This window comes from Citrobacter farmeri (assembly GCF_019048065.1).
In the GTDB taxonomy this organism is placed as follows: domain Bacteria; phylum Pseudomonadota; class Gammaproteobacteria; order Enterobacterales; family Enterobacteriaceae; genus Citrobacter_A; species Citrobacter_A farmeri.
This window is the reverse complement of record NZ_CP077291.1, coordinates 2365948-2390991: the sequence shown is the minus strand read 5'-3', so window position 1 is coordinate 2390991 and position 25044 is coordinate 2365948. Positions and strand designations below refer to the sequence as shown.

Sequence of the window (25044 nt, the reverse complement as noted above, 5' to 3'; positions counted from 1 at the left end):
CGTTTACAGGCGATGGTTAGTTACAATGATTCAGCGGAAGCAAATACCGCGATTCGCCGCGCATATTGGTAATACGGTATTTATGCGGCGGAACATCGAAATAGTTTTTAAATGTCCGGGTCAGCGTCTGCTGCGACTCGAAACCGTAACGTTCCGCCAGATATAAAATCGGCTCGTTACTCTCTTTTAATTTCTGTGCTATTTCGGTCATTTTACGGCTGCGGATGTACTGACCTAATGAGTGGCCGGTCTCTTTTTTGAACATCCGTTGCAGGTGCCATTTGGAGTAACCTGAACGCTCAGACACTTTTTCCAGTGAGAGCGGCGATTCCAGGTTATCTTCGATCCAGTCCAAAATGCTATGAATGGTGATAGCGTCAGTATTGCGTCTGGACATCGTCATACCTCTTCTTGTTTTTACGGCAGTACTTTCTTAAGTAAATACTCAAGCGTTACCACTTCGTCTGCCGTTAAGTTTTTTGTTAATTCCTGGTGCAGGTCTTGTCCTACTAATTGATGACATTGCTCGCAAATTGCCGCGCCGTGCTCGGTGAGTTTCACCAGGACACCGCGTTTGTCATTCGGGTTAGGGAGTCTGTCGATCCAGCCTTTGCAGACCAGACGATTGAGCATGCGCGTTAAGGCGCCGAGATCGACAGACAGCACTTTTTTCAGTTCAACCGGGGTAATGCAGCCCGCGCAACGGATAGAGCAGAGCACTTTAAACTGTGCTGCGGTGATATCCAGCGGTGAGAGATAGTCGTTCAACAGACGATCTTTCTTCTGATTGACCATGTGGATCAAGCGCCCCAGTGGGATGATTTCATTGAATAAGTCACTGGTGCTTTTCACAATGGTTGCCCTGGCAAGTATTTAGTTACGGCAGATAATATTGCCCAGGCAACTATAAGTCAAACGAATGGATTTACCGATCACACGAATTGCTAAAAGGGAAAAGACGCGCTTCACGTCACACTTTATTTAGTTAACGATAATTACTGGTTATAGCTCTAACCGATAACGAATCCTTACAGCGCCAGAATGGCTAACTTAATGGTTTTCCACTTATACTTGCCGCTAACTCATGAGTGAAACAGGAATGGCAGTCAATATGATGGATTTGTTTAAGGCAATAGGACTGGGGCTGGTGGTGATTCTCCCTCTGGCGAATCCATTGACCACCGTCGCACTGTTTCTCGGCCTTGCCGGGAACATGAACAGTGCGGAACGCAACCACCAGTCGCTAATGGCTTCGGTTTACGTGTTCGCCATCATGATGGTGGCTTATTATGCAGGCCAACTGGTGATGAATACCTTTGGCATCTCTATTCCGGGCCTGCGTATCGCCGGGGGCTTAATTGTGGCTTTCATTGGCTTTCGCATGCTCTTTCCGCAGCAAAAAGCGCATGAGTCGCCTGAGGCGCGGAGTAAGTCAGAAGAACTTGAAGACGAGCCGACCGCCAATATTGCCTTTGTGCCGCTGGCGATGCCGAGCACAGCAGGGCCGGGAACCATTGCGATGATTATCAGCTCCGCCTCGACCGTGCGTCACGGAACTGATTTTCCCGGCTGGGTGATTACCATCGCGCCGCCGATCATCTTTGCGCTGGTGGCGGTGATCCTGTGGGGATGCTTGCGTAGCTCCGGGGCGATCATGCGCCTGGTGGGCAAGGGCGGTATTGAAGCGATTTCCCGCCTGATGGGCTTCCTGCTGGTCTGTATGGGAGTACAGTTCATTATTAACGGCGTGCTGGAAATTATTAAAACCTACTGAAAAAAAGCCCGGTCGTGATGACCGGGCTGTCTGTCAGGAATGCTGTGGCTGCTCTTCTAACGAGACCGGCCATTTACGAAAGATAATCACCGACCAGATCAGGGCGGCAAGGGCAGGAATGGCACCGACATAACCAATCGCTGACATCGACCAGTGCAGACTCACCTGATTCCCCACCAGCGCACCCGCGCCAATACCGATATTGAAAATACCGGAGAACAGCGCCATCGCGACATCTGTGGCGTCCGGAGCCAGCGCCAGCACTTTTACCTGCATCCCCAGGCCAATCACCATAATGGCAATCCCCCAGAAGATACTCAGGATAGCCAGGTGAGGCTCGCTGTCAGCAGCAGGTAATAGCAGCACCAGACAGGCCAACAGCAGCGCGATGGCAACAGTAATGAGCGCCGAAGCGTGGCGATTGCCGAGCTTACCAAAAATAACGCTGCCGATAATGCCCGAACCGCCCAGCACCAGTAACAGTACGGTGGCGAAATTCGCGCTCAGCCCGGCAACGGTCTGCACAAACGGTTCGATATAGCTGTACGCGGTGTAATGCGCCGTCACCACCACCACCGTCAACAGATAGAGGCTCATCAGTGCCGGACGACGGAACAACAGCGGCAGACTTTTCAGCGAGCCGGAATGTTCGCTTGGCAATTTCGGTAGCAGCTTGATCAGGCAAATCAGGGTGATTAACGCCCCCATCCCGATGGCGAAGAAGGTGGTTCGCCAGCCAAAATACTGACCGACAATGCGCCCGAGCGGTAAGCCCAGCACCATCGCCAGCGCCGTACCGGTGGCAAGTAAACTTAATGCCTGAGCACGTTTGCCTGCAGGGGCAAGGCGAATCGCCAGTGAGGCAGTAATCGACCAGAAGATCGCATGAGCAAAGGCAATCCCGATACGGCTTATTACCAGCACGGTGAAGTTCCACGCCAGGAAAGAGAGCACATGGCTGGCGATAAACAGTGCAAACAGGTAAATCAGCAGCTTACGCCGCTCAACCTGACTGGTGAGCAGCATAAACGGCAGGGACATCAGCGCGACAACCCAGGCGTAGATCGTCAGCATGATCCCAACCTGAGCGGTCTGCATATTAAAACTCTGTGCGATGTCGGAAAGCAGGCCTACAGGGACAAATTCTGTGGTATTGAAAATAAACGCAGCAATAGCCAGCGTAACGACCCGTAACCACGCGACTTTGCGGGAAACCGTTTGAGTTGTCATAAAAATGAATCGGTTCGTTGCGAAAAGGAGAGAAGGTGATCTTAAAACGTTTGCTGATGAAAAGACAACCGTTTTGTGATTCAGATCTCGTTTTCAGTTCTGTTCTGTTAACAACTCAATGAAGGCCTGCAGTTGGCGCATCATCGCACCGCGTCGCCAGACCAGCCATGTGGTCAGCCAGCGCCAGTTCCCGGTCAACGGCCAGGCTTCAACCTGCTGATGTCCGGGCATACTTTCCAACATGGAGCGGGGGATCAGCGCGATACCCGCACCGGCAATCACACAGGCCAGCATGCCGTGATAGGACTCCATTTCGTGGATCGTTCCCGGCATCGCCCGATCGGCATGAAACCAGCTTTCGAAATGGCGCCGATAAGAACAGTTGGCGCGAAAGGCGTAAATATTACTGCCGTTGACGTCGCTGGCACGAGTCACCGGCGCATGACCGTGCGGAGTAACCACCATCATCTCTTCCTGGTACACCGGCATTCCTTCAAGACCAGGGTGGGTAATCGGCCCATCAACAAACGCGGCATTGAGATGGCCTTCCAGCACGCCGTCCAGCATGGTGCCTGAAGGACCGGTCGCCAGGGAGAATTGGATCTTTGGGTAGCGCTGATTGTAGCGGGCAAGCGTGGCCGGAATGCGCACGGCTGCCGTGCTTTCCAGCGCACCCAGCGAGAATAGCCCCTGGGGTTCATCGCCAGCGACGACCATGCGCGCCTCGTCAACCAGCGCGAGGATCTGCCGACTGTAGCGCAGAAAGTTATGTCCGGCGGGGGAAAGTCGTAAGCGCTGGTTCTCGCGAATAAACAGATCGACCCCGAGATCGGCCTCCAGTTGGCGAATACGGGTAGTGAGATTGGATGGGACGCGATGCACCTTCGCCGCAGCCTGGGTGATACTGCCCGTTTCGGCGACCGCGTTAAACATCTCCAGTTGGGTCAGATCCATAGCATTCTCTCTTCGTGAACGGTTTCGTTAATATTATTCATTTTAAGGAAAGAGTAAACGCGTCCATGATCATGGCATCAAGAACGACGGAGAGACTGTATGACGATTTCATCGGCAACCCATGCCATTTCCATCAACCCGTACAATAATGAATATCTTTCGGCGCTGCCGTGGTCAACGGCTCGGGAGATCGAACAGGCGCTACAGTTTGCGGCTACGGGATTCAGCAACTGGAAACAGACAACGGTGGCACACCGGGCGCAGAAATTACGCGACATCGGCAAGGCCTTACGTGCGCGTGGCGAAGAGATGGCGCAATGCATTACCCGCGAGATGGGCAAACCCATTACACAGGCGCGTGCGGAGGTAGCCAAATCGGCGGCGCTGTGTGACTGGTATGCTGAACATGGTCCGGCGATGCTGGCCGCTGAACCGACACAGGTGGAAAACCAGCAGGCGGTGATTGAGTATCGTCCCTTAGGTACCATTCTGGCGGTCATGCCGTGGAATTTTCCTTTGTGGCAGGTACTGCGTGGCGCTGTGCCGATTTTACTGGCCGGGAATGGGTATCTGCTTAAGCCTGCGCCCAACGTCATCGGCTGCGCACAAATCATAAGCCAGGTCTTTGCCGACGCGGCGATCCCCGCAGGCGTCTACGGCTGGCTGAATGCGGATAACCAGGGCGTCAGTTCGCTGATTCAGGATCCGCGAATTGCAGCGGTTACGGTGACCGGCAGCGTGCGTGCCGGGGCTGCCATTGGCGCTCAGGCCGGTGCGGCACTAAAAAAATGTGTGCTGGAGCTGGGCGGTTCCGATCCGTTTATTGTGCTTAACGATGCCGATCTGGATCTGGCGGTGAAGGCGGCAGTGGCCGGACGCTATCAGAATACCGGACAGGTTTGCGCGGCGGCGAAACGCTTTATCCTCGAAGAGGGGATCGCCGCGCGCTTTATCGAGCGCTTTGTGGCGGCAGCGGGCGCGCTTAAGCAGGGCGATCCGCTGGCGGAGGAGACCGAACTCGGCCCAATGGCACGTGCCGATCTGCGTGATGAATTGCATCAACAGGTATTGGCCACGATCGCCGAAGGCGCTCAGCTATTGCTTGGCGGCACGAAGCCTTCCACTGGCGGGCACTATTATCCTGCCACCGTGCTGACGAACGTGACCCCGGAAATGACCGCCTTCCGTGAGGAACTCTTTGGACCGGTTGCGGCGATCGCCGTGGCGAAGAGTGCCGAACATGCGCTGGAACTGGCAAATTGTAGTGATTTTGGTCTGTCCGCAACCCTCTTTACCGCCGATGAAGCCCGCGCACAGACGATGGCCGCACGGCTGGAATGCGGTGGTGTGTTTATCAACGGCTTTAGCGCCAGCGATGCCCGGGTGGTATTTGGTGGCGTGAAGAAGAGCGGTTTTGGTCGGGAACTCTCGCACTTTGGTCTGCATGAGTTCTGTAACGTACAGACGGTCTGGAAGAACCGACGCTGACCGTTGGCGCTCTGCATGCGGGGCGCCTTGTCACATTTCCGCCATAGTTTTGTCATTTACGCTTCGTAGACTCGCGATTAACGTGTTGATACTGAAGAATATTATGAACTTAACTCAAACTTTACGTCGCCTGGCGCGACGTTTTCTACCCCAGCAGTTTGGCCTGTTGACCGGGATTTTTTGCATCATTGCGCTGTTTTCCGTACTGCAACTGACCTCGTCACTGATGCTGTCCTTTTCAGTCAGCCAGGCCCGGGAAAATGAACAGCGTAACCAGCTGGCGCTGCGTCAGCAGACAAAAGTCGAAGAGGCGCGGATAGCGCTACTGACGGCCAGCGATCTGCTCAACCGGGCGGGGGTTTATTTTATGCAGGACGCCGCCACGGGCTCTGAAGGAAGCTGGCAACCGCTGATTGACGAAGCCCGACAGGCTCTTACCCAGTCGACAACCGCGTGGCAGGCGTGGCGTCAGATGAGCTCGCAGGCGGATGAAGGGCTGGTCGACAGCTATCAGCGCTTTAGCGGCGGCATCCAGGAACAAGTGACAGGATTAAGCCAGACGCAGTCGATTGACGCGTTCTTCGCCGTGCCCATTCAGGCATTTCAGGCTGACTTCAATGACAACTATGCCAGAATGCAAAAGGTTACCGGACAGGCGCGGGAAAGCGGACGGCAGCAGTTGCTGGAACGCCTGTTGGATCTCCAGCATCTGTTTTTGGTACTCCCGGTAGTGTCGCTGGTTATTGCGGTCGCGGTCTGGTGGGGGATGTCGCGCTGGGTTATTTCTCCGCTGCGTCGGCTGATTGCGTACATCGACATTCTGGCGGCAGGCGATCTTTCACAACCGCTTCCCGCCGTGCCCGGGGCTAACCGGGAAGTGTCGCAACTCCATACGCGTATAGGCTCGATGCAGCAGGGACTGCGAGAATTAGTCCAACAGGTCAGCGTGGCGACGGCGGCGATGGCCAGGAATATCGAAAAGCTGGCGCAGAACAATACGCGCCTGTATCAGCAGTCCGAGAAACAGAACGAGGAGCTGAATAACGTCACCTCCCATATTTCTGTGCTGGAAACGCACGTTGAGGACAACAGCGGGTTTGCCCAACTGGCGAATCAGCGAGCAGAAGCTGCCCGGGCTATTGCGGCTGGCGGCGACAGAATGATGGATACCGTGAGCCGTTCGATGCAGGCGATCGTGACGCGCTCGGCAGAAATGCGCGGGATCATTGCGCTGATTGATAACGTCGCCTTCCAGACCAACATCCTGGCGCTGAACGCGGCAATTGAAGCCGCCCATGCCGGTGAGCAGGGACGCGGTTTTGCGGTGGTAGCAAAAGAAGTGGGGCTGCTGGCGCGTAAGAGCAGCCAGTCCACGCAGGACATTCAGACGCTGATCCATCATTCACTGGAGGGAATAGAAGAGGGGTCGAGTGCGGTGACACACCTGGAAGATAATCTGCAACAGGTGATCGGACTGGTGGAGAATCTGGGTGCCTCGCTGAATGATATCTCAGCTGCGACGCTGCATCAGGGAACCCGGATCCATCAGATGACGCGCCAGTTGCAGGCGCTGAATCTGGTTGCCCGCGACACCCGCCAACTGGTGGATACGGCATCCGCCTCCTCGCAGCAGTTACATAATGAATCGCACCAGTTGATCCGCGCCGTAGCGAGATTCCGACTTCCGGCCTGACGTGGAGTATTCCGCTCTGCTATACTCGCAGCCCTTTTCAGACCGGCAGGCAAGGAGCGTGATGTGGCAATCACCCTGGACAATTCAATTTTAGAGACCATTCTGACAGAGGTTCGCCCGCTGATTGGTCAGGGCAAGGTGGCGGATTATATTCCTGCGCTTGCTTCGGTTGAGGGTTCCCGACTGGGTATTGCGATTTGCACCGTGGAGGGGCAGCTCTGGCATGCCGGGGATGCGACAGAACGCTTTTCCATTCAGTCGATTTCGAAGGTGCTCAGTCTGGTGGTGGCGATGCGTCACTATTCAGAAGATGAGATCTGGCAACGGGTGGGAAAAGATCCGTCCGGCTCGCCGTTTAATTCGCTGGTGCAGCTAGAAATGGAGCATGGCATCCCGCGCAATCCGTTTATTAATGCCGGCGCGCTGGTCGTTTGCGATATGTTGCAGGGACGACTCAGCGCACCGCGTCAGCGCATGCTGGAAGTTGTGCGCGCGCTGAGCGGCGTAACCGATATTGCTTATGATGCGGTGGTGGCCCGTTCGGAGTTCGAACATTCCGCCCGCAATGCCGCCATCGCCTGGCTGATGAAATCCTTCGGCAATTTTCACCATGACGTCACGACGGTCCTGCAAAACTATTTTCATTACTGTGCGCTGAAAATGAGCTGTGTGGAGCTGGCGAAGACATTTGTCTTTCTGGCTAACCAGGGAAACGCGTTTCATCTCAATGAGCCCGTAGTGACACCGATGCAGGCGCGGCAGATCAATGCGCTGATGGCGACCAGCGGGATGTATCAGAACGCGGGGGAATTTGCGTGGCGTGTCGGTTTACCCGCGAAATCGGGCGTTGGCGGGGGAATTGTGGCGATAGTGCCGCATGAGATGGCGATAGCCGTCTGGAGCCCGGAACTGGATCCGACCGGTAATTCGCTGGCGGGTATTGCGGTTCTGGAACAACTTACCCAACGGTTAGGACGCTCAGTTTACTAATGACTACGTTTGATCCACTTTTTGCTCGCCTGTCGCGCTCACCGTTTCGTTCCCGTTTTCGTCTGGGAACAAAAGAGAGACAGTATTGTTGGGATAAAGGTGCGGAGGTTATCGACCGGCATGCAGCCGATTTTGTGGCGAAGCGGCTTGCCCCGGCGATACCTGTCAATGATGGCAAGCAAACACCGATGCGCGGCCACCCGGTGTTTATCGCCCAGCATGCCACGGCGACCTGCTGTCGTGGTTGCCTTGCTAAGTGGCATAATATTGCGCAGGGACAGCCGCTGAGCGAGGAGCAACAGCAGTATGTGGTTGCCGTTATCCATCACTGGTTAGTCATCCAAATGAATAAACCGTAATAATTAAATGGTTACAAACGCCACTTGAAATAACCATAAAGTAATCGTGGTTAATGGCTGCGGAGTTTACCAAAATAATAGGCTAACGCAGCGGGGGATGACTATCTTTGAGAATAATTCATGCTATTCTCTTAAATATTATAATCATTCCCCAGAGATAATTGCCAACGGCAATTATATGGATAGATATTTAATGCACGCACTTCACATTCCGACTTTCAGGTTGTTTCAGGAAGGTCATCCACTGCGTAATGCCAGCGCTATTTTCGCTTTAACGACACTGTTCTACTTTATTGGTGCGGAACTGCGTCTGGTGCATGAGCTTTCTCTGTTCTGGCCGTTAAACGGCGTGATCGCCGGGGTTTTTGCCCGCTATGTCTGGCTTAATAAACTGCATTATTATGCTGTCAGCTACGTTGCAATGCTGGGTTATGATGCGATCACCACCGAGTGGGGATGGGTGTCGGTTGTCATTAATCTCTCCAACATGGTTTTTATCGTGATTGTCGCCCAACTGGTGATCCGCGATAAGCGACTGGGGAAAAATAAATATGAGCCCATCAGTGCGTTACGCTTATTTAATTACTGTCTGATTGCGGCACTGCTCTGCGCAATATTGGGCGCTGTGGGGTCAGTGGGTATCGATCGACTTTCATTCTGGCCGCTGGTTGCAGACTGGTTTAGCGAGCAATTTTCGACAGGGGTGCTGATCGTGCCCTGCATGTTGACGCTGGGTATTCCGGGCGCGGTAAAACGCTTCAGGCCTGAACAGCTGATGCCGGTGGCGGCGTTAATTATCTCAGTACTGGCATCAGTTATCATTGGTGGTGCAGGAAGCCTGGCCTTCCCGCTGCCGGCGCTGATCTGGTGTGCGGTGCGTTATACCCCTCAGGTCACCTGTTTGCTGACCTTTATTACCGGTGCCGTTGAAATCGTGCTGGTGGCAAATTCGATTATCAATATTGCGGTGGCGTCGCCGTTGTCTGCGCCGCAGATGTTTTCCGCACGACTGGGCATCGCCACGATGGCGATTTGCCCCATTATGGTTTCGGTCAGCGTAGCGGCAATTAATTCCTTGATGAAGCAGGTTTCCCTGCGCGCTGATTTCGATTTTCTCACCCAGGTCTATTCCCGTTCCGGACTTTATGAAGCGCTGAAGCGTCAGGAATATCCGCGCTCGCAGCATATTACCGTCATGCTTCTGGATATCGACTTTTTCAAGAGCATTAATGATAACTTCGGCCATGAATGCGGCGATCTGGTACTCAGCGTGTTTGCGCAGCGCATTCAACGGATTGTCGGCGATCGGGGACTGGTGGCGCGCATGGGAGGGGAGGAGTTTGTCGTCGTGGTCCCCTCGACGCATCCCGAAGAGGGAATGCTACTGGCGGAAAATATCCGTAAAGCGGTCGCACAGCAGCCCTTCATCTGGAACCAGCAGAACATCTATTCGACGGTCAGCATTGGCCTTGGAAATGGCAGTATTGGCGCCCATTCGCTGACGGACGTATTCAACAAATTGATGGTTGAAGCGGATGAGTGCCTCTACCGGTCGAAGAAAGAAGGTCGTAATCGTACCAGCGCCCGCCATACTGGCAGTGCAGTCTTCACCGAAAGCGATCTGGCATAACAATATCCTATGTCATTGCCCGTTGTGTTATCACAATGTTAAGTGCATGGTGTTGTCTCAATTTAAGGAGACAACATGCCCCCATCAAAACCCTGTTATGTACTGGATGCAGAAGCCATCGAGGCAAGGATCGATGAGCTTTGTGACGTCCTGAGCGACTGCGTGATACGCGGCGCATCGGTTAGTTTTGTTTTACCCTTTGAACCGTCAAAAGCGCGTGAGTTCTGGCATGGCGTCGCGCAAAGTGCAGGCAGAGGAGAGCGTGTCGTCCTTGCGATCGACAACGCTTCTGGCGTAATTGTCGGTACGGTTCAACTCATTGTCCAGCAACCGGAAAATCAACCTCATCGTGCGGACGTCGCGAAACTACTCGTTCATTCCAGCGCCCGACGTCAGGGATTAGCCCGTCAGCTCATGATGGCGCTGGAAGCGAGCGCAAGGCAGCAGCAAAAAACGCAGCTGGTGCTGGATACCGCAACGGGAAGCGATGCTGAGTTGTTCTACCACTCTTGTGGTTGGATCAAAGCCGGTGAGATCCCGGACTATGCGCTGATGCCCGATGGAAAGCTGACAGGGACCACGCTTTTCTATAAATCTCTATAAATAGTCGTCATGAATTGATCAAAACAGGGTTTTACTCTCGAAAAGTTTTGCTAACCTGTTCTACCAATTTAATCAGGTTGTATGACTAATCGAAAGGGAACCCATTGTGAAAACACTTAACCGTCGCGATTTTCCCGGTGCTCACTATCCTGAACGCATTATTCAGTTTGGTGAAGGTAACTTCCTTCGCGCCTTTGTTGACTGGCAAGTAGATCTCCTGAATGAACATACCGATCTGAATTCTGGTGTGGTCATCGTTCGACCTATTGAAAGTACATTCCCACCTTCACTCAGTACGCAGGATGGCCTCTACACGACAATCATTCGTGGTCTGAATGAACAGGGCGAAGCCGTCAGCGATGCGCGTTTGATTCGTTCGGTGAATCGTGAAATTAGCGTTTACGGCGATTACGATGCGTTCCTGAAACTGGCGCACAATCCTGAGATGCGTTTTGTGTTCTCTAACACGACTGAAGCGGGCATCAGTTATCATGCCGGCGATAAATTTGATGATGCCCCGGCGGTCAGTTATCCGGCGAAACTGACGCGTCTGCTGTTTGAACGCTACAGTCATTTCAACGGTGCGCAGGATAAAGGCTGGATCATCATCCCTTGCGAACTGATTGATTATAATGGTGATGCGCTGCGTGAACTGGTGCTGCGCTATGCTCAAGAGTGGGCACTGCCTGCGGCATTTATCACCTGGCTGGATCGGGCAAACGTCTTCTGCTCCACGCTGGTGGACCGTATCGTCACGGGTTACCCGCGCGACGAAGCGGCGCAACTGGAAGCCGACCTGGGCTATCACGATGCTTTCCTTGATACCGCCGAACACTTCTACCTGTTTGTCATTCAGGGGCCGAAATCACTGGCCACAGAACTGCGTCTTGATAAATATCCGCTTAACGTTTTGATTGTGGACGATATTAAGCCCTATAAAGAGCGCAAAGTCGCCATCCTTAACGGCGCGCACACCGCGCTGGTGCCGGTGGCATTCCAGGCCGGACTCGATACGGTTGGCGAGGCGATGAATGACACAGAGATTTGTGCCTTTGTCGATAAAGCGATTTATGAAGAGATCATCCCGGTTCTCGATCTGCCGCGTGATGAACTGGAATCATTTGCCAGTGCAGTAACCGGACGCTTTCGCAACCCGTTCATCAAGCACCAGCTACTGTCGATTGCGCTGAACGGGATGACCAAATTCCGTACCCGTATTCTTCCGCAGTTACTGGCAGGGCAGAAGGCGAACGGCAAACTGCCGGCTCGTCTGACCTTCGCGTTAGCTGCACTGATCGCTTTCTATCGCGGTGAACGTAACGGGGAATCTTATCCGGTTCAGGACGATGCGCACTGGATGACCCGTTTTCAACAGCTCTGGAGCCAGCATAGCGATCGTCAGATCACGACTCAGCAACTGGTGAGTGACGTTCTGGCGGTAGAAGCGCACTGGGAACAGGACCTGACGAAAGTGGCGGGGCTGGTTGAGCAGGTGACGGCCGATCTCGATGCCATTTTGACCAAGGGTATGCGTGAAGCGGTGAAACCGTTGTGCTAACACAGTGACCCGGCTAAGGCCGGGTTTCTTATACCGGCTATATAGTTACAACATACAATTTAGTTCGCTCATTAGTACATCTTTCAGCCCGGCGCTGTAGGAAGTCTGGCAGAGACCATCTGAGGACGAAGTCACTTTCAACTGACTTGAAAATTTGATCCATATCACGTTTAATGACCGGATTCATCTCCTTTCCGAAAAACGTCATGATCGTTCGTCCCCAGCAGCACTGGCTACGCCTGATATTTGTCTGGCACGGCTCCGTGTTAGCAAAAATCTCTTCCCGTTTACTGCTCAATTTTCTGCTGTCTATTGCCGTGATCGTCCTGCTGCCGTGGTATACGATGCTGGGTATCAAATTTACCCTCGCGCCGTTCAGCATTCTCGGTGTGGCGATCGCAATCTTTTTGGGGTTTCGCAATAACGCCTGTTACTCCCGTTATGTTGAGGCGCGTCAACTCTGGGGGCAACTGATGATCGCTTCCCGCTCGTTACTGCGGGAAGTCAAAACGGTTTTACCGGATGACCGCGAGTTAGGGCAGTTTGTTCGGCTACAAATCGCCTTCGCTCACTGTCTGCGTATGACGCTGCGGCGCAAACCGCAGGCGGAGCCGTTAGCGAAGTATCTTAGTCCGGAAGATCTGCAGCGCGTGTTTGCTTCTCACTCTCCGGCAAACCGTATTTTGCTGATAATGGGAGAATGGCTGGCGACGCGTCGACGCGATGGGCAACTCTCGGATATCTTGTTTCATAGCCTGAACAATCGATTAAACGACATGTCCGCCGTTCTTGCCGGATGCGAAAGAATTGCCAATACGCCGGTGCCGTTTGCTTACACGCTGATCCTTCATCGCACGGTTTATCTGTTTTGCATCATGCTTCCTTTTGCTCTGGTGGTCGATCTGCACTATATGACCCCCTTTATTTCGGTACTCATCTCCTACACCTTTATCTCTCTGGATGCCCTGGCAGAAGAGCTGGAGGATCCGTTTGGCACGGAAAATAATGATTTACCTCTTGATGCCATCTGCAACGCAATCGAAATTGACCTCCTGCAAATGAATGATGAATCAGCCATTCCGCCGAAACTGATGCCGGATAAGCACTACCAGTTGACGTAAAAGAAAGGACTCTTCAGTAAATGAACGACAGGTAGTGCGTGTCAATGCGCTAACGATGATTTTCAGGATTACCTTATTGCTGATAATTGAATTTCTGATAATGCCTGCATAATTTTTGTAAGATCGTAAATAACCCTTGATCCGCGATTTAAGGCGTTCTTAAAACATCCGCATGCCATGAGTGCATATCAGGATGTTAAACGATGATCAGGAGGATTATCTATGAACGTCATTCAATCAGGAATGAACAACACTTCATGCGTCGATATGAAAAATTCGCCGCCGTTACCGGCATCAATAAAGTCTCTGTCACCATTGCCGGTTATTCCCGGGCTGTTACTTGCTACCAGCGGACTTATTGCACCGACAAGCCTGCTGGCGGAAGCGGTACGTTGCGAAAGTGAATTGGCAACATATTGTACTGAGAAAAAACTTAAAGCGGCAAATTACGTGATGGCTACCTGGACGCCCACTGCTCCTGACAGTAGTGTCCTTATCAACAATAATACCCAAGTGATTTTATCTGCTGAAGAGAATGACGAGCAGGGCTGGCGTGAGTTTGGCTCCCTGACTGTCGGAAAGGGGACAACAGGCGAACTGACAATAACAGGGCGCACTATTAAATCATCAGTGGGTACAATTGGTGATGCTGCCATCGGTATGGTGACGTTAACCAAGGGGGCGCAATGGGATCTTAGCGGCAAGAATTTGTTTGTGGGAAAAAATAACGGCGATGGAAGATTAATCGTTAAAGAGGGAAGTCAGATCTCCAGCATTGGCGAACTGCGCATTGGCGAGTTTTATGCCGAGGCAAAGGGAATGACCACGATTGAAGGTGCGAATTCTGCGGTCAGCTCCAGTTGGGCCGTTGTGGGCGATCAAGCTGAAGGGCGAGTGGATATTTTAAATGGTGGTCAACTTTCAGTTTATAGGCACATGAATATTGGCTATGTCGGAAAGACGTTAAACGCAAATCGCAAAGGGAATGGCGTCGTGAATATCGATGGCGAAAATTCTCTTTTAGAAGTCGGTACCTCACTCATTTTGGGTGGATTTGACGTCAGCCCAAATGATGCAAGAGGCGAACTCAATATCAGTAACGGCGGCAAAATTAAGGTCGCAGAGAAAATCAGACTCGGCATTGGAACCGGAAGTACCGCCACGATCAATATAGGCGGCAAGCCCGGTGAAGCCGCGCAACAAGCGGGAGATGTCGAGACGCCACTCATCATTCTGAGCGACACAAATCAGAATAACAGTACCGCAACGCTGAACTTCAACCACACCAGTGATGATTATACTTTGCGTACAGCAATAAAAGGCTATGGGAATGTAAACCATTGCGGTCCGGGCACTACGCTACTGAGTGGCGATAATCGTTATAACGGAAATACTCACATCAGTCGCGGAACGCTCAGAGCTGGGAGTGGCACAGGCTTTAGCCCGAGCTCTGATTTCACTGTTGCACAGGGCGCTACGCTCGAACTGAACGGTTACAGTCAGACCATTCAGTCACTTCAGCTTGATGGTACACTGAGCTTTGGCGGGCCTTTGCCCAATCGAGATATTCTGGCGATGTCCAGCAATGTCCTGATGGTGAGGGGCGATTATACCAGTGACAATGGCTTACTTATCCTGAACACCGCGCAAGATCAAGTGCAGCAAAAACCGGTGGTTAACCAGCTTAGTGTTTCAGGAAACACCGCGGGAACAACCCGGGTCGTGTTGAAGGAATTAGGCAGTGTCACGCTCGGCGATCTGAACGGTGCGCGAGTGGTCCAGGTGGCCGGGGATTCTGCTGGTGAATTTGCTGCCCAAAACCGTCTGGTTGCCGGGGCGTATGATTATGCGCTTCTACGTGGAGTGGAAAGTGAAAATGATGACGGGATCGTGGATTCCAACCACTGGTATCTGGTCAATACCTGGGCACCCGTTGACGATACCGATCCTGTGGATGACCCTGACCACATTATCGAACCGAAAGAGGATGAACAGGCTCCATTACCTGCGCCGACCCCAGGCATCGAGCGGTCATCTGCCGTGGTGATGCGTCCGGAAATGGGGGCATACCTGGCAAACAAAAGGGCAGCAAACACCCTGTTTGCTACCCGTCTACACGATCGGTTGGGTGAAACACAGTATATCGATCCAATCACCGGGGAAGCGCGCGTCACCAGCATGTGGTTACGTAATGTCGGTGGGCATACCCGTTTTCATGATCGTACCGGACAGCTAAGCAGCCAGAATCATCGCTATGTGGTGCAGATTGGAGGTGATCTGGCTCAGTGGAGTTCCGGCCTGGAGGATCGCTGGCATCTTGGTGTCATGACCGGCTATGCCAACAGCCAGAGCAACACCCGGTCGGCATTATCCCACTACCGTGCTGATGGCACGATTTCGGGTTACAGCGCTGGTTTGTATGCAACATGGTATGCTGATAACGCCGCGAAAGAGGGTACCTGGATCGACGCATGGGTGCTCTACAACTGGTTTGATAACACGGTGCGCGGGGAGTCTCTGGCGGAAGAACATTATCGCTCAAAAGGAATGACTGCGTCGCTTGAGATGGGGCATACCGTTAAACTGGTTGAACAACCGCAAATGAGTTACTGGCTGCAACCGCAAGCACAGTTAATCTGGATGGGCGTCTCTGCCGACGATCACCTTGAAGATAACGGCACATGGGTGCGGGATAAAGGGAAGGGTAATTTACACAGTCGTCTTGGGGTAAAAGCCTTCATGCAGGGCTACTCTATACGCGATGAAGGCAAAAATCGACTCTTTCAGCCTTTTGTTGAGATGAACTGGCTGCATAATACGCGCAATGATACGGTCTTAATGAATGAGATCAGCGGATCGGTCGATGGCGCGAAAAATATTGCAGAGCTCAGAACGGGCGTCGAGGCGAAAATAAATTGGCGTATGCATCTGTGGGGAAATATCGGTCAGCAGATCGGAAGTGATGGATTTAGCGATACCCAGGCAGTGCTTGGTTTAAAAGTGCTCTTTTAGCGCTTAACCCCGCGCATCCTGCAGGATGTGCGGGGTGTCTTTATCATCAACACTTTCCAGCACTATTAACGAAAAGTGTGAATTAATAGACTGCATCACTCTATTACCTGACGAATAACGCAGGAAACCTCCGTTACAAGGTAATTAAAGTGATTTATCTCAGGCGTATTGAGATCAAATAAATCCACTGTATTTACGTGATAAATGTACTGAACGTTTTTAATCCACCTGATATTCAGGCCAATATTTATCAAGGGAATGCGATGTTTGTTAAACCATCGTCCTCCAGCGCAAAAAAACGCATGGAGCATCGTTTTCACATGCCCGAAGAAATCCAGCACTTAGGGGAAATGCCACTGTTCAGGGCCGTGGCCTGGTGGGGATTTCAGCGCAAAAAAGAATTTTCACGTAATGACGTAAGCCAGGCATTTCATATTGACCTGCGCCGGGCCAGCGGGATTCTGCATTATCTCTGTCACCGGCATGATAAACGCGACATTGAATTCAGCGTTCGCAAGGTGGCGGTGCGGGGCGGCCATTGTCAGCTATTAGTCAAAATACTTTCACCGGGGATGACGGGAACGTCAACGCCTGCTAAAGCACAACCTGTCACTCGTCAGATAAAGAAAAGTACTGTAACGGACGATCGTCAACTCTCACAGTGGCTATTAACACGACCAAAAGGGAACAATGAAGCGAAACGGGCCGCCTGGAAAGCGGCCTGTCCACTGAGAAAGTGAGATCAGGACTGGCGGCGCGCAACCAGGAACAGGCGGGGAAATGCCAGCAGTATCTGGTCATCTTCCTGAAGCGGGTATTGCTCCTGTAACAGTTGATGATAGCGATTCAGAAATTGTTGCCGCTCGTGTTCATTCAAATCCTGCAGCCAGGGGCGTAATCCTGTCGCGCTGACCCAGTCAATAATCGCCTGATGGGAACGCATCTTGTGATAATAGGTTGTGCGCCAGATGTCCACGTCGCATCCCGCCTCGCTCAGAATGTCATAATAGGCGTGAACGCCGGGTAGGGGGTCGCGGCCACGATTTGGATAATCCTGTTCATAGGCCACCTCACGCATCAGCACATGCGAAGGCTCCAGCCAGTTATCCGGCATTTGCACCGCCAGAATGCCGTCAACGTTTAGCAGGGCGACCAGCCGGGGAAACAGATCATAATGATCGGGGATCCACTGCAAAGAGGCATTGGCGTAAATGACATCGGGCGGAGTGACAGGCTGAAACTGACGAATATCCGCTTCAACGAAATGACAATTTGGTAAGGCCTTTCGCGCCTCATCCAGCATCGCCGGGGAGGTATCAACGCCGGTGATACTCGCACCAGGCCAGCGTTGTTGCAACAGCGCCGTACTGTTACCAGGTCCGCATCCCAAATCAACCACAGAAGAGACATGCTCAAGTTGAATTCTGGCCAGCAGCTCAGCGGCGGGTCTTGAGCGTTCTGTACCGTACTGCATATATAGCGCCGGATTCCAGTCGGACATCATCAATTCTCCTGTTATGGGTTAGCTAAGCGGGCACAAGGAATGCACTATACTAGTTTAGTCTTGCTCGCGATCCGTAAGGAAAAACCTTATGAATAAACCAGATATCAAAGGTGGCATCGACATCGCGATGAAGGTCCCATCGCATCAATATCAACAGACGATTGATTTTTACCGGAATATTATCGGGTTGCCTGAAATTGCTGATAAACCGCCAGCGATCGGATTCGAACTCGGGCCAAACAGGCTCTGGATTGATGAAGCGCCGGGACTCAGTCAGGCTGAACTCTGGCTGGAGTTATTCACACCTCATTTCAGTGCCGCAGAAAAATACGTCGAACAATGCGGCGTGGTACGTTGTGATGCAGTCGAACAGTTACCCGACGGTTTCAACGGCGGTTGGATCATGAATCCGTGCAACATCGTCCATATGCTAAGGGAACCTGAAGCCTGGTGAGTGGTACAGTAGTTCCGAAAATTCATCAAACTTTAATAGGGTAGAGCAGGGTAAGTGGATTGATCGATGAGGGGGCAAACGCAAATTTCATATAGAAACTTTTCACGTCATCATTAAGCGCATGCACGATTAATGCTCTCACGCCGACCTGTAGCGCAATATTTTCCGTGCGGAAAATCGCATCTCTGAGCAGAGCAACGCCAAGTCCTTTTCCTGCACAGGACTGGTCAACGGCAAGTCTGCCGAGTACCACTACGGGAAGTGATTCGGGGGCATTACGGCGATAGGAGCCTGGGACCGTATTTCGTTGAACGCTGCCGGTTGAAAGACAATAGTATCCAATAACCCTGTTCGTCTCTTCGGCACAAATAACATACACACGGGAAATGCCGGTGCTGTGGTTTTTTAATGCTTTCTTTCTAAGCCACTCATTGAGACCCGGATCAGAGCAGCAAAATTCAGCAACAATGTGTCCGGGGGTTAAGGGTTCAGGCGCTCTTATTCCCATGGCGATTTACGACTCATGAGATCGTTGATCCGTGCCTGTCGTTCAGGAGTGATAGGGGCATCCAGTTCCGCAAGAAAAGCGTCATACTGTTTATCGTCCAGGATGAACAAACGCTGATCAAGCAGAATATCCTGGGCTTCACGACAGGCAGCTTCAAGTACGAAGTCGGTACGTGATTTTGATACAAGGCTTGCAGCCATATCTATCAGGTCACGTTGGGATGTTTTCGCCCGGATGTTGATAGGCGCTTCTCTGGCTTCTGGTTTCATAAATACCTCTGTGTAGCTTTTGTATACACAATTATAGCAGATGTATATCTAAACGCTATACATGAAAGAGAGGTGAGAGGATGTCTGGCGATGCTCAACAGTATCGTCACAACAACCTTCTAATCAGAGGAATAAATCCGCAAGGTATAAAGGAACCAAAGAAAATGACCCGGCAGCCTATACCGGGTCATCATTATTTATGGTCTTGAGGCTGTACCGTCCGGAGTACGTGCCATTGTCCAGGATGGGATCCCTCCCTCACACGGGTATTTCGCTGCTTTGACTTCATCAAGGTCAATCCCCAGACCCGGTTTATCGTTCAGGTACGCGTAACCCTGGTCGATCTCCGGGCAGCCCGGGAACACATCGCGCAACGCGTCATTCATTGGCGTGTATTCCTGAATGCCAAAGTTCGGCGAGCTCAAATCAAGATGCATATTAGCGCAAACCCCAACCGGGGAGATGTCTCCTGGCCCGTGCCAGGCGGTGCGCACGCCGTTCAGTTCGCTGTAGACGGCGAGTTTCTTCGCTGGCGTAATGCCCCCGATGGTGCTCACGTGACAGCGAATATAGTCGATCAGTTTGTTATCGATGAGCGGCTTCCACTCATTCACATTCACAAACAGCTCCCCCATGGAAATCGGTGTTGAAGACTGCTGTCGCAGCATTTTCAGCCAGTCAATATTTTCCGGCGCGACCGGATCTTCAAGATAAAACAACTGATACTGTTCGAGCGTTTTTGCCAGATTAACGGCGGTGACCGGCGTCACGCGCTCATGTACATCATGGATAAATTCGATGCCAAAGCCGAGTTTGTTACGCAGATGCTCGAACAAACGCGGAACGCTTTTGGCGTAGGCGTCCGGGTCAAAGTAGATACCGGCCGTTTTACTGCGCGGAGATCGCTTCGGCTGAATATTTTTCGCTCGCGCCAGCTGTGTGGCGATCAGTTTGAGGTCATCCGTTCCCGCGCCGCCATACATGCCCATCTGGCAGCGAACATACTGATAACCTTCTTCCATTCTGGCGCGAATATTATCTTCCACTTCGACTTCATCGCCGCCATCGGTGTGGCAGTACAGGGGGATCCCGTCGCGGCATTTTCCGCCCAACAGATCGTAAACCGGCATGCCCGCTAGCTTACCCTTGATATCCCACAGTGCCATATCCACACCGGATAATGCATTGTTCATGACAGGTCCATTGCGCCAGTAACCACTTACCGCACCCGACTGCCAGATATCCTCAATACGTGTCGGATCTTTCCCCATCAGGAAGGGAGCCATGTACTCATCAATCGCGCTTTTTACCGCAAAGATACGTTGAGTAAAAGTCGCGCACCCCAGTCCATACAGCCCGGGTTCGTTGGTCTCAATCTTAACAACCGCCAGGTCAATACCGCCCGGCGCCGTCAGAATCGTTTTTACATTGGTGATCTTCAGGTTACTCACTTTAACTCCTCAACTCAGCGTATTTACAGCATGTCATCGCATTAAGAATGACATGACTCTTATTTGTAAGTTGTCCTACAATTTGGTGTTGTTATATCACGCTTCCTTTCACGAGGAATAGTGGGAGTGTCATTCTGTGACGATGATCAAAATTCAAGCACCTCAAACCATTAATATAGTTAAAAATCAATATAATAAGTACTTTGCATTGATTGTGGTTATCAGCTATTTGTGATCGTTGTTGCAAATGTGCGGGGGAGTTGTTGATTTTATCCGAGTGAAAACCCAACCTTAAATAAGACAGTCGTCATACAAGTTAATTGAGTGAGGAAACAACATGACCGCTTTATTTGATTTAACGGGGAAAACGGCACTGGTGACAGGCTCTGCGCGTGGACTGGGTTTTGCCTATGCAGAAGGACTTGCCGCTGCGGGAGCGAGGGTTATCCTGAATGATATTCGCGATGCACTGCTGGCAGAGTCAGTGGATTCGCTAGCACGTAAGGGCTACGACGCGCATGGGGTAGCTTTTGACGTTACCGATGAACAGGCAATTGAGGCCGCCTTCAGCAAACTGGATGCGCAGGGAATCGATGTCGATATCCTTATCAATAACGCCGGCATCCAGTACCGTAAACCGATGGTAGAACTGGAACTGGAAAACTGGCAGAAAGTGATCGATACCAACCTGACCAGCGCCTTTCTGGTCTCCCGCGCGGCGGCGAAACGTATGATTGCGCGTAACAGAGGGGGCAAAATTATTAATATCGGCTCACTCACCAGTCAGGCTGCCCGTCCGACCGTTGCCCCGTACACTGCGGCAAAAGGGGGGATCAAAATGCTTACCTGCTCAATGGCGGCGGAATGGGCGCAGTTTAATATCCAGACCAACGCCATCGGGCCGGGTTACATTCTGACCGACATGAATACGGCGCTTATCGAAGACAAGCAGTTCGACAGTTGGGTGAAAAGCAGCAACCCTTCGCAACGCTGGGGCCATCCGGAAGAGTTAATTGGTACCGCCGTCTTTTTATCCTCTAAAGCATCTGATTACATCAACGGACAAATTATTTACGTTGATGGTGGCTGGCTCGCCGTACTGTAAGCCGACCGTATTCTACTGACTCGCCTTTAAAATTCACGGCATGTGTTTATTGTTAAGCATGCCGATATAACACAGGTATTATTATGAAGGCTTCAAGATCACGACTCTTTATTCTCACATTGCTGTTTATTGTGACTGCAATTAATTATATGGATCGCGCCAATCTTGCCGTTGCGGGAACGAATATCCAGAATGACTTCAGTCTGACACCAACGCAGTTAGGTTTGCTTTTCTCTATGTTTACCTGGGCCTACGCTGCCAGTCAAATCCCTGTCGGCTATGTTCTTGATCGCATTGGCTCACGTATTCTTTATGGCGGCGCGATTATTCTGTGGAGTATTTTTACCTTTATGATGGGATTTGCTTCACACCATCTATTTGCAACGGCGACAGCTTCATTTGCGATGCTGTTAGCCTGTCGTGCATTAATCGGTGTTGCTGAAGCGCCATCCTTCCCGTCCAATACAAAAATAATCGCCACCTGGTTCCCGGATCATGAACGCGCACGCGCCACTGCTATTTACTCCAGTGCACAATACATCGGGCTGGCTTTGCTGACGCCGGCGCTCTCATTTATTGTAGCTAATTACGGTTGGGAGATGTCTTTCTATCTGTCTGGCGGCGCGGGTATTCTGTTTGGTATCTATTGGTTATTATATTATCGCGACCCGCAGCACAGCACCTCCGTGAACCAGGCCGAACTGGACTACATTAAAGCGGGCGGCGGCTATGGTTCAGCCAACCAGTCCAGCGTTAGCGAGAAAATAAGCTGGCATGATATTAAATTCTTTCTCAGTAAAAAGACCATCTGGGGATTATTCATTACGCAATTTGCCTGTTCTTCCACACTCTATTTTTTCCTGACCTGGTTTATTGTTTATCTCGAGAAAGGGCTACACCTCTCAATTTCTAAAGCAGGTGTGGGTGCCATGCTGCCCTATATTATGGCGATGTTTGGTGTGCTCTGCGGTGGGACCTTGAGCGATATGCTGCTGAAGAAGGGTAAATCCAGAACGCTGGCCCGAAAATTACCGGTCATGGCGGGACTGTGCGTCACTATGATTATTGGTCTGGTCAACTTCTTTGAGGACCAACCGGTCATTGCAATTGTGATTCTGTCGATAGCGTTCTTTGCTAATGCCTTCTCTAATCTGGGTTGGGTTGTCTGGAGTGATGTAATCCCCCGCAATTTCCTCGGCACCATGGGCGGATTTTTAAATATTTGCGGCAACCTTTCGGGGATCGTAAGTCCCATTGTTATTGGGGTTATTCTCCAGCGCACACAAAACTTCCAGTATGCCATGTGGTATATCGCAGGCATTGCCGGGTTGGGCTTACTGGCCTACATCTTCCTGGTCGGAAAAATTGAAGTGATCGTTCCCGAAAAAAAGAATGCCGACACCGTGGATAAGAATGCAATTAATTCGGCAACTGCCAATAAATAATGAGGTCATGATGAAAATGGAAAAAATTACCTGTAACGCTTGTCTGGCCCATGCGGAAAAAGACGTACGTTTTGAATCACGTGAAATAGAACGTGGAGAAAATGATGTTGTTGTGAAGGTAGCCTGTGGCGGTATTTGTGGCTCTGATATTCACTACTACCAGCACGGTCGGGCAGGGATGTCGATTCTCAAACATCCCATGGTGATTGGTCATGAATTTGTCGGAGTAGTCAGCAAAGTCCCGGCAGGAAGCAATCTGACCGTCGGTCAGGCGGTTGCAGTGAATCCGTCCAGCCCATGTAATCAGTGTGAGATGTGCCTTTCCGGACACCAGAACCTGTGTGGATCCATGCGATTTATGGGCAGTGCGCAGTTCAATCCTCATGTGAATGGCGGTTTTTCTGAATACGTGGTGGTGAAACCGGAGCAATGTATTCCGTATGACAGCCGCGTTCCTGCGAATGTGATGGCTTTTTCAGAACCGTTGGCGGTCGCTATTCACGCGATAAAAATGGCAGGGCAGTTGACCGGTAAACGTGTACTGGTGATCGGCGCAGGTCCCATTGGTTGTCTGATTCTTGCCGCAGCTCGCAGTGCCGGGGCGTCTGAACTGGTGGCCTCCGATCTCAGTCCGCGTTGTCTGGAACTGGCTCGTCAAATGGGGGCGACAGCCACGATGGATCCACGAGATGAAGGGCAGGTGGCGCATTATCAGCAACGAAAAGGCTATTTTGACGTCGTGTTTGAGGCCTCTGGCGCACCGCTCGCCGTGGCATCCACCGTGGATTTCACTCGCCCTGCGGGAACGATTGTTCAGGTAGGGATGGGGGCAAGCCCTGTCAGCTGGCCGGTCTCCGCCATGCTGGTTAAAGAGATCAACTGGGTAGGCTCATTCCGTTTCATTGACGAATTCGGGGTCGCGGTTCGCTGGCTGGAAGACGGGCGTGTTGATCCTCGCCCTCTCATCAGCGCTGAATTCCCACCCCAACAAATTGAGGATGCACTGATTACTGCCGCAGACAAAAACATCTCTGCTAAGGTACTCATTCGTTTTAATTAACGCAGTGGAGCGCCCGACCGGGCGCTTTGTTCTTAAAAGTGATTTGTTATACAATGAACAACCTAAGCGACATCGTAGCGGATACCCACCTTGAGCATAAAATCCATTCAAAAACAAAATGTTGTAAATGAAATTTATGATCAGATAAGCGGCAAACTGCTGGACGGCAGCTGGGCCCCAGGTAGCCGTCTGCCTTCAGAAGCGGAGATGACCGCCTCATTTAACGTCAGCCGGGTCAGCGTTCGCAGCGCGGTTCAGCGCTTTCGCGACCTGGGGATAGTGGTGACACGTCAGGGCAGCGGCAGCTACGTTAGCGAAAACTTCACTCCGCAGATGTTGAGTAACGATCCCCGTCCAATCATGCACCTCAGTCGTGAAGAGTTTCACGATATGATGGTTTTCCGTCAGACCGTTGAGTTTAAATGCGTGGAACTCGCCGTCACACACGCCACCGATGACGACATCCGTGAACTCGGCGACGCGCTGAACAATATGCTGATCAACAAGGGCGACTACAAAAAATACTCGGAAGCGGACTACGCGTTTCATTTGGCAATTGTCAGGGCATCACACAACAGCGTGTTTTATAACGTGATGTACTCTATTAAAGATATCTATTACTACTACCTTGAAGAGCTGAACCGTGCGCTGGGGATCACCCTTGAAAGCGTGGAAGCCCACATCAAAGTCTATATGTCGATAAAGAACCGCGATGCCAGTACGGCCGTCGAAGTTCTCAACGAAGCGATGTCAGACAATATTATTGCCATCGAAAAAATGAAATCGACGGAGAACTTCGAAACGAAGTGACAACCGTCAGCAGTACGCACTCTGAC

Annotated in this window: 24 protein-coding genes; 16 read left to right on the top strand and 8 right to left on the bottom strand. The window is 51.6% G+C overall.

Features of this window, described 5'->3' with window-relative positions; genetic code table 11:
• Positions 1–16: 16 nt before the first annotated feature.
• Positions 17–397 carry an MDR efflux pump AcrAB transcriptional activator MarA gene (gene marA / locus I6L53_RS11190; RefSeq protein WP_139155862.1) on the bottom strand — a complete coding sequence of 127 codons (381 nt, stop codon included), beginning with the start codon at positions 395–397 and terminating at the stop codon, positions 17–19.
• A 20-nt stretch (positions 398–417) separates the two neighbouring features.
• Positions 418–852, bottom strand: a complete 435-nt coding sequence (gene marR / locus I6L53_RS11185) for a multiple antibiotic resistance transcriptional regulator MarR (RefSeq protein WP_042319097.1) — start codon at positions 850–852, stop codon at positions 418–420.
• 259 nt (positions 853–1111) lie between these two features.
• Between marR and I6L53_RS11180 the strand changes: the two genes are divergently transcribed.
• On the top strand, positions 1112–1774 hold the full coding sequence (locus I6L53_RS11180) for a MarC family NAAT transporter (RefSeq protein ID WP_042319096.1): 663 nt from the start codon (positions 1112–1114) through the stop codon (positions 1772–1774).
• A 33-nt stretch (positions 1775–1807) separates the two neighbouring features.
• Here the strand turns inward: I6L53_RS11180 and I6L53_RS11175 are convergent, their stop codons facing one another.
• On the bottom strand, positions 1808–3004 hold the full coding sequence (locus I6L53_RS11175) for a sugar transporter (RefSeq protein WP_042319095.1): 1197 nt from the start codon (positions 3002–3004) through the stop codon (positions 1808–1810).
• A 93-nt stretch (positions 3005–3097) separates the two neighbouring features.
• Complete coding sequence (gene ptrR, locus I6L53_RS11170; RefSeq protein WP_042319094.1) at positions 3098–3958, bottom strand: putrescine utilization regulator PtrR; 861 nt, start codon at positions 3956–3958, stop codon at positions 3098–3100.
• 99 nt (positions 3959–4057) lie between these two features.
• Here ptrR and sad point away from each other — a divergent pair, with 99 nt between their 5' ends.
• From sad to I6L53_RS11120, 10 genes are all read left to right on the top strand, one after another.
• Positions 4058–5446, top strand: coding sequence for a succinate-semialdehyde dehydrogenase (sad, locus tag I6L53_RS11165; RefSeq protein WP_042319092.1), 1389 nt, complete (start codon positions 4058–4060; stop codon positions 5444–5446).
• Between the two features lie 103 nt (positions 5447–5549).
• Positions 5550–7139 carry a methyl-accepting chemotaxis protein gene (locus tag I6L53_RS11160; RefSeq protein ID WP_042319090.1) on the top strand — a complete coding sequence of 530 codons (1590 nt, stop codon included), beginning with the start codon at positions 5550–5552 and terminating at the stop codon, positions 7137–7139.
• A 63-nt stretch (positions 7140–7202) separates the two neighbouring features.
• Positions 7203–8129 (top strand): glutaminase B, encoded by a 927-nt coding sequence (glsB, locus tag I6L53_RS11155; RefSeq protein WP_042319088.1) that lies wholly within the window; start codon positions 7203–7205, stop codon positions 8127–8129.
• Positions 8129–8488, top strand: coding sequence for a DUF4186 domain-containing protein (locus I6L53_RS11150; RefSeq protein WP_042319086.1), 360 nt, complete (start codon positions 8129–8131; stop codon positions 8486–8488). Before glsB ends, I6L53_RS11150 begins: the two co-directional genes overlap by 1 nt.
• Positions 8489–8681: 193 nt before the next feature.
• Entirely contained in the window at positions 8682–10118 is a 1437-nt protein-coding gene (locus tag I6L53_RS11145; RefSeq protein ID WP_042319084.1) for a GGDEF domain-containing protein, read from the top strand.
• Between the two features lie 75 nt (positions 10119–10193).
• Complete coding sequence (locus tag I6L53_RS11140; RefSeq protein WP_042319083.1) at positions 10194–10721, top strand: GNAT family N-acetyltransferase; 528 nt, start codon at positions 10194–10196, stop codon at positions 10719–10721.
• A gap of 106 nt (positions 10722–10827) precedes the next feature.
• The gene (locus I6L53_RS11135) at positions 10828–12279 is read left to right on the top strand and encodes a tagaturonate reductase (protein WP_042319081.1); all 1452 of its coding nucleotides are present in this window, start codon (positions 10828–10830) and stop codon (positions 12277–12279) included.
• 206 nt (positions 12280–12485) lie between these two features.
• Entirely contained in the window at positions 12486–13400 is a 915-nt protein-coding gene (locus I6L53_RS11130; RefSeq protein ID WP_042319079.1) for a bestrophin family protein, read from the top strand.
• Positions 13401–13622: 222 nt separating this feature from the next.
• On the top strand, positions 13623–16412 hold the full coding sequence (locus I6L53_RS11125) for an autotransporter outer membrane beta-barrel domain-containing protein (protein ID WP_052425379.1): 2790 nt from the start codon (positions 13623–13625) through the stop codon (positions 16410–16412).
• A 263-nt stretch (positions 16413–16675) separates the two neighbouring features.
• Positions 16676–17152: a CaiF/GrlA family transcriptional regulator gene (locus tag I6L53_RS11120; RefSeq protein ID WP_042320030.1), complete on the top strand. Its 477-nt coding sequence runs from the start codon at positions 16676–16678 to the stop codon at positions 17150–17152.
• Positions 17153–17154: 2 nt separating this feature from the next.
• On the opposite strand, the gene tam is transcribed toward I6L53_RS11120, so the two are convergent.
• Positions 17155–17913 (bottom strand): trans-aconitate 2-methyltransferase, encoded by a 759-nt coding sequence (gene tam / locus I6L53_RS11115; RefSeq protein ID WP_042320028.1) that lies wholly within the window; start codon positions 17911–17913, stop codon positions 17155–17157.
• A 91-nt stretch (positions 17914–18004) separates the two neighbouring features.
• On the opposite strand from tam, the gene I6L53_RS11110 reads away from it, so the two are divergent.
• Positions 18005–18370, top strand: coding sequence for a hypothetical protein (locus I6L53_RS11110; protein WP_042319077.1), 366 nt, complete (start codon positions 18005–18007; stop codon positions 18368–18370).
• A 25-nt stretch (positions 18371–18395) separates the two neighbouring features.
• Here I6L53_RS11110 and I6L53_RS11105 read toward each other — a convergent pair whose 3' ends face one another.
• The 3 genes from I6L53_RS11105 to I6L53_RS11095 form a co-directional block, all read right to left on the bottom strand.
• The gene (locus I6L53_RS11105) at positions 18396–18878 is read right to left on the bottom strand and encodes a GNAT family N-acetyltransferase (RefSeq protein ID WP_042319075.1); all 483 of its coding nucleotides are present in this window, start codon (positions 18876–18878) and stop codon (positions 18396–18398) included.
• Positions 18869–19147 carry a type II toxin-antitoxin system TacA family antitoxin gene (locus I6L53_RS11100; RefSeq protein ID WP_042319074.1) on the bottom strand — a complete coding sequence of 93 codons (279 nt, stop codon included), beginning with the start codon at positions 19145–19147 and terminating at the stop codon, positions 18869–18871. Before I6L53_RS11100 ends, I6L53_RS11105 begins: the two co-directional genes overlap by 10 nt.
• Before the next feature lie 197 nt (positions 19148–19344).
• Positions 19345–20598: an enolase C-terminal domain-like protein gene (locus I6L53_RS11095; protein ID WP_042319072.1), complete on the bottom strand. Its 1254-nt coding sequence runs from the start codon at positions 20596–20598 to the stop codon at positions 19345–19347.
• A gap of 337 nt (positions 20599–20935) precedes the next feature.
• Between I6L53_RS11095 and I6L53_RS11090 the strand changes: the two genes are divergently transcribed.
• The 4 genes from I6L53_RS11090 to I6L53_RS11075 all read left to right on the top strand — a co-directional run bounded on the left by I6L53_RS11090 (position 20936) and on the right by I6L53_RS11075 (position 25018).
• On the top strand, positions 20936–21703 hold the full coding sequence (locus I6L53_RS11090; RefSeq protein ID WP_042319071.1) for an SDR family oxidoreductase: 768 nt from the start codon (positions 20936–20938) through the stop codon (positions 21701–21703).
• 83 nt (positions 21704–21786) lie between these two features.
• Positions 21787–23148, top strand: coding sequence for an MFS transporter (locus I6L53_RS11085; protein WP_042319070.1), 1362 nt, complete (start codon positions 21787–21789; stop codon positions 23146–23148).
• A complete protein-coding gene (idnD, locus tag I6L53_RS11080) occupies positions 23117–24208 on the top strand; it encodes an L-idonate 5-dehydrogenase (RefSeq protein WP_174349290.1) in 1092 nt (363 codons plus the stop codon). The genes I6L53_RS11085 and idnD overlap by 32 nt, the downstream gene beginning before the upstream one ends.
• 90 nt (positions 24209–24298) lie before the next feature.
• A complete protein-coding gene (locus tag I6L53_RS11075; protein WP_042319068.1) occupies positions 24299–25018 on the top strand; it encodes a FadR/GntR family transcriptional regulator in 720 nt (239 codons plus the stop codon).
• The last annotated feature ends 26 nt before the right edge of the window (positions 25019–25044 follow it).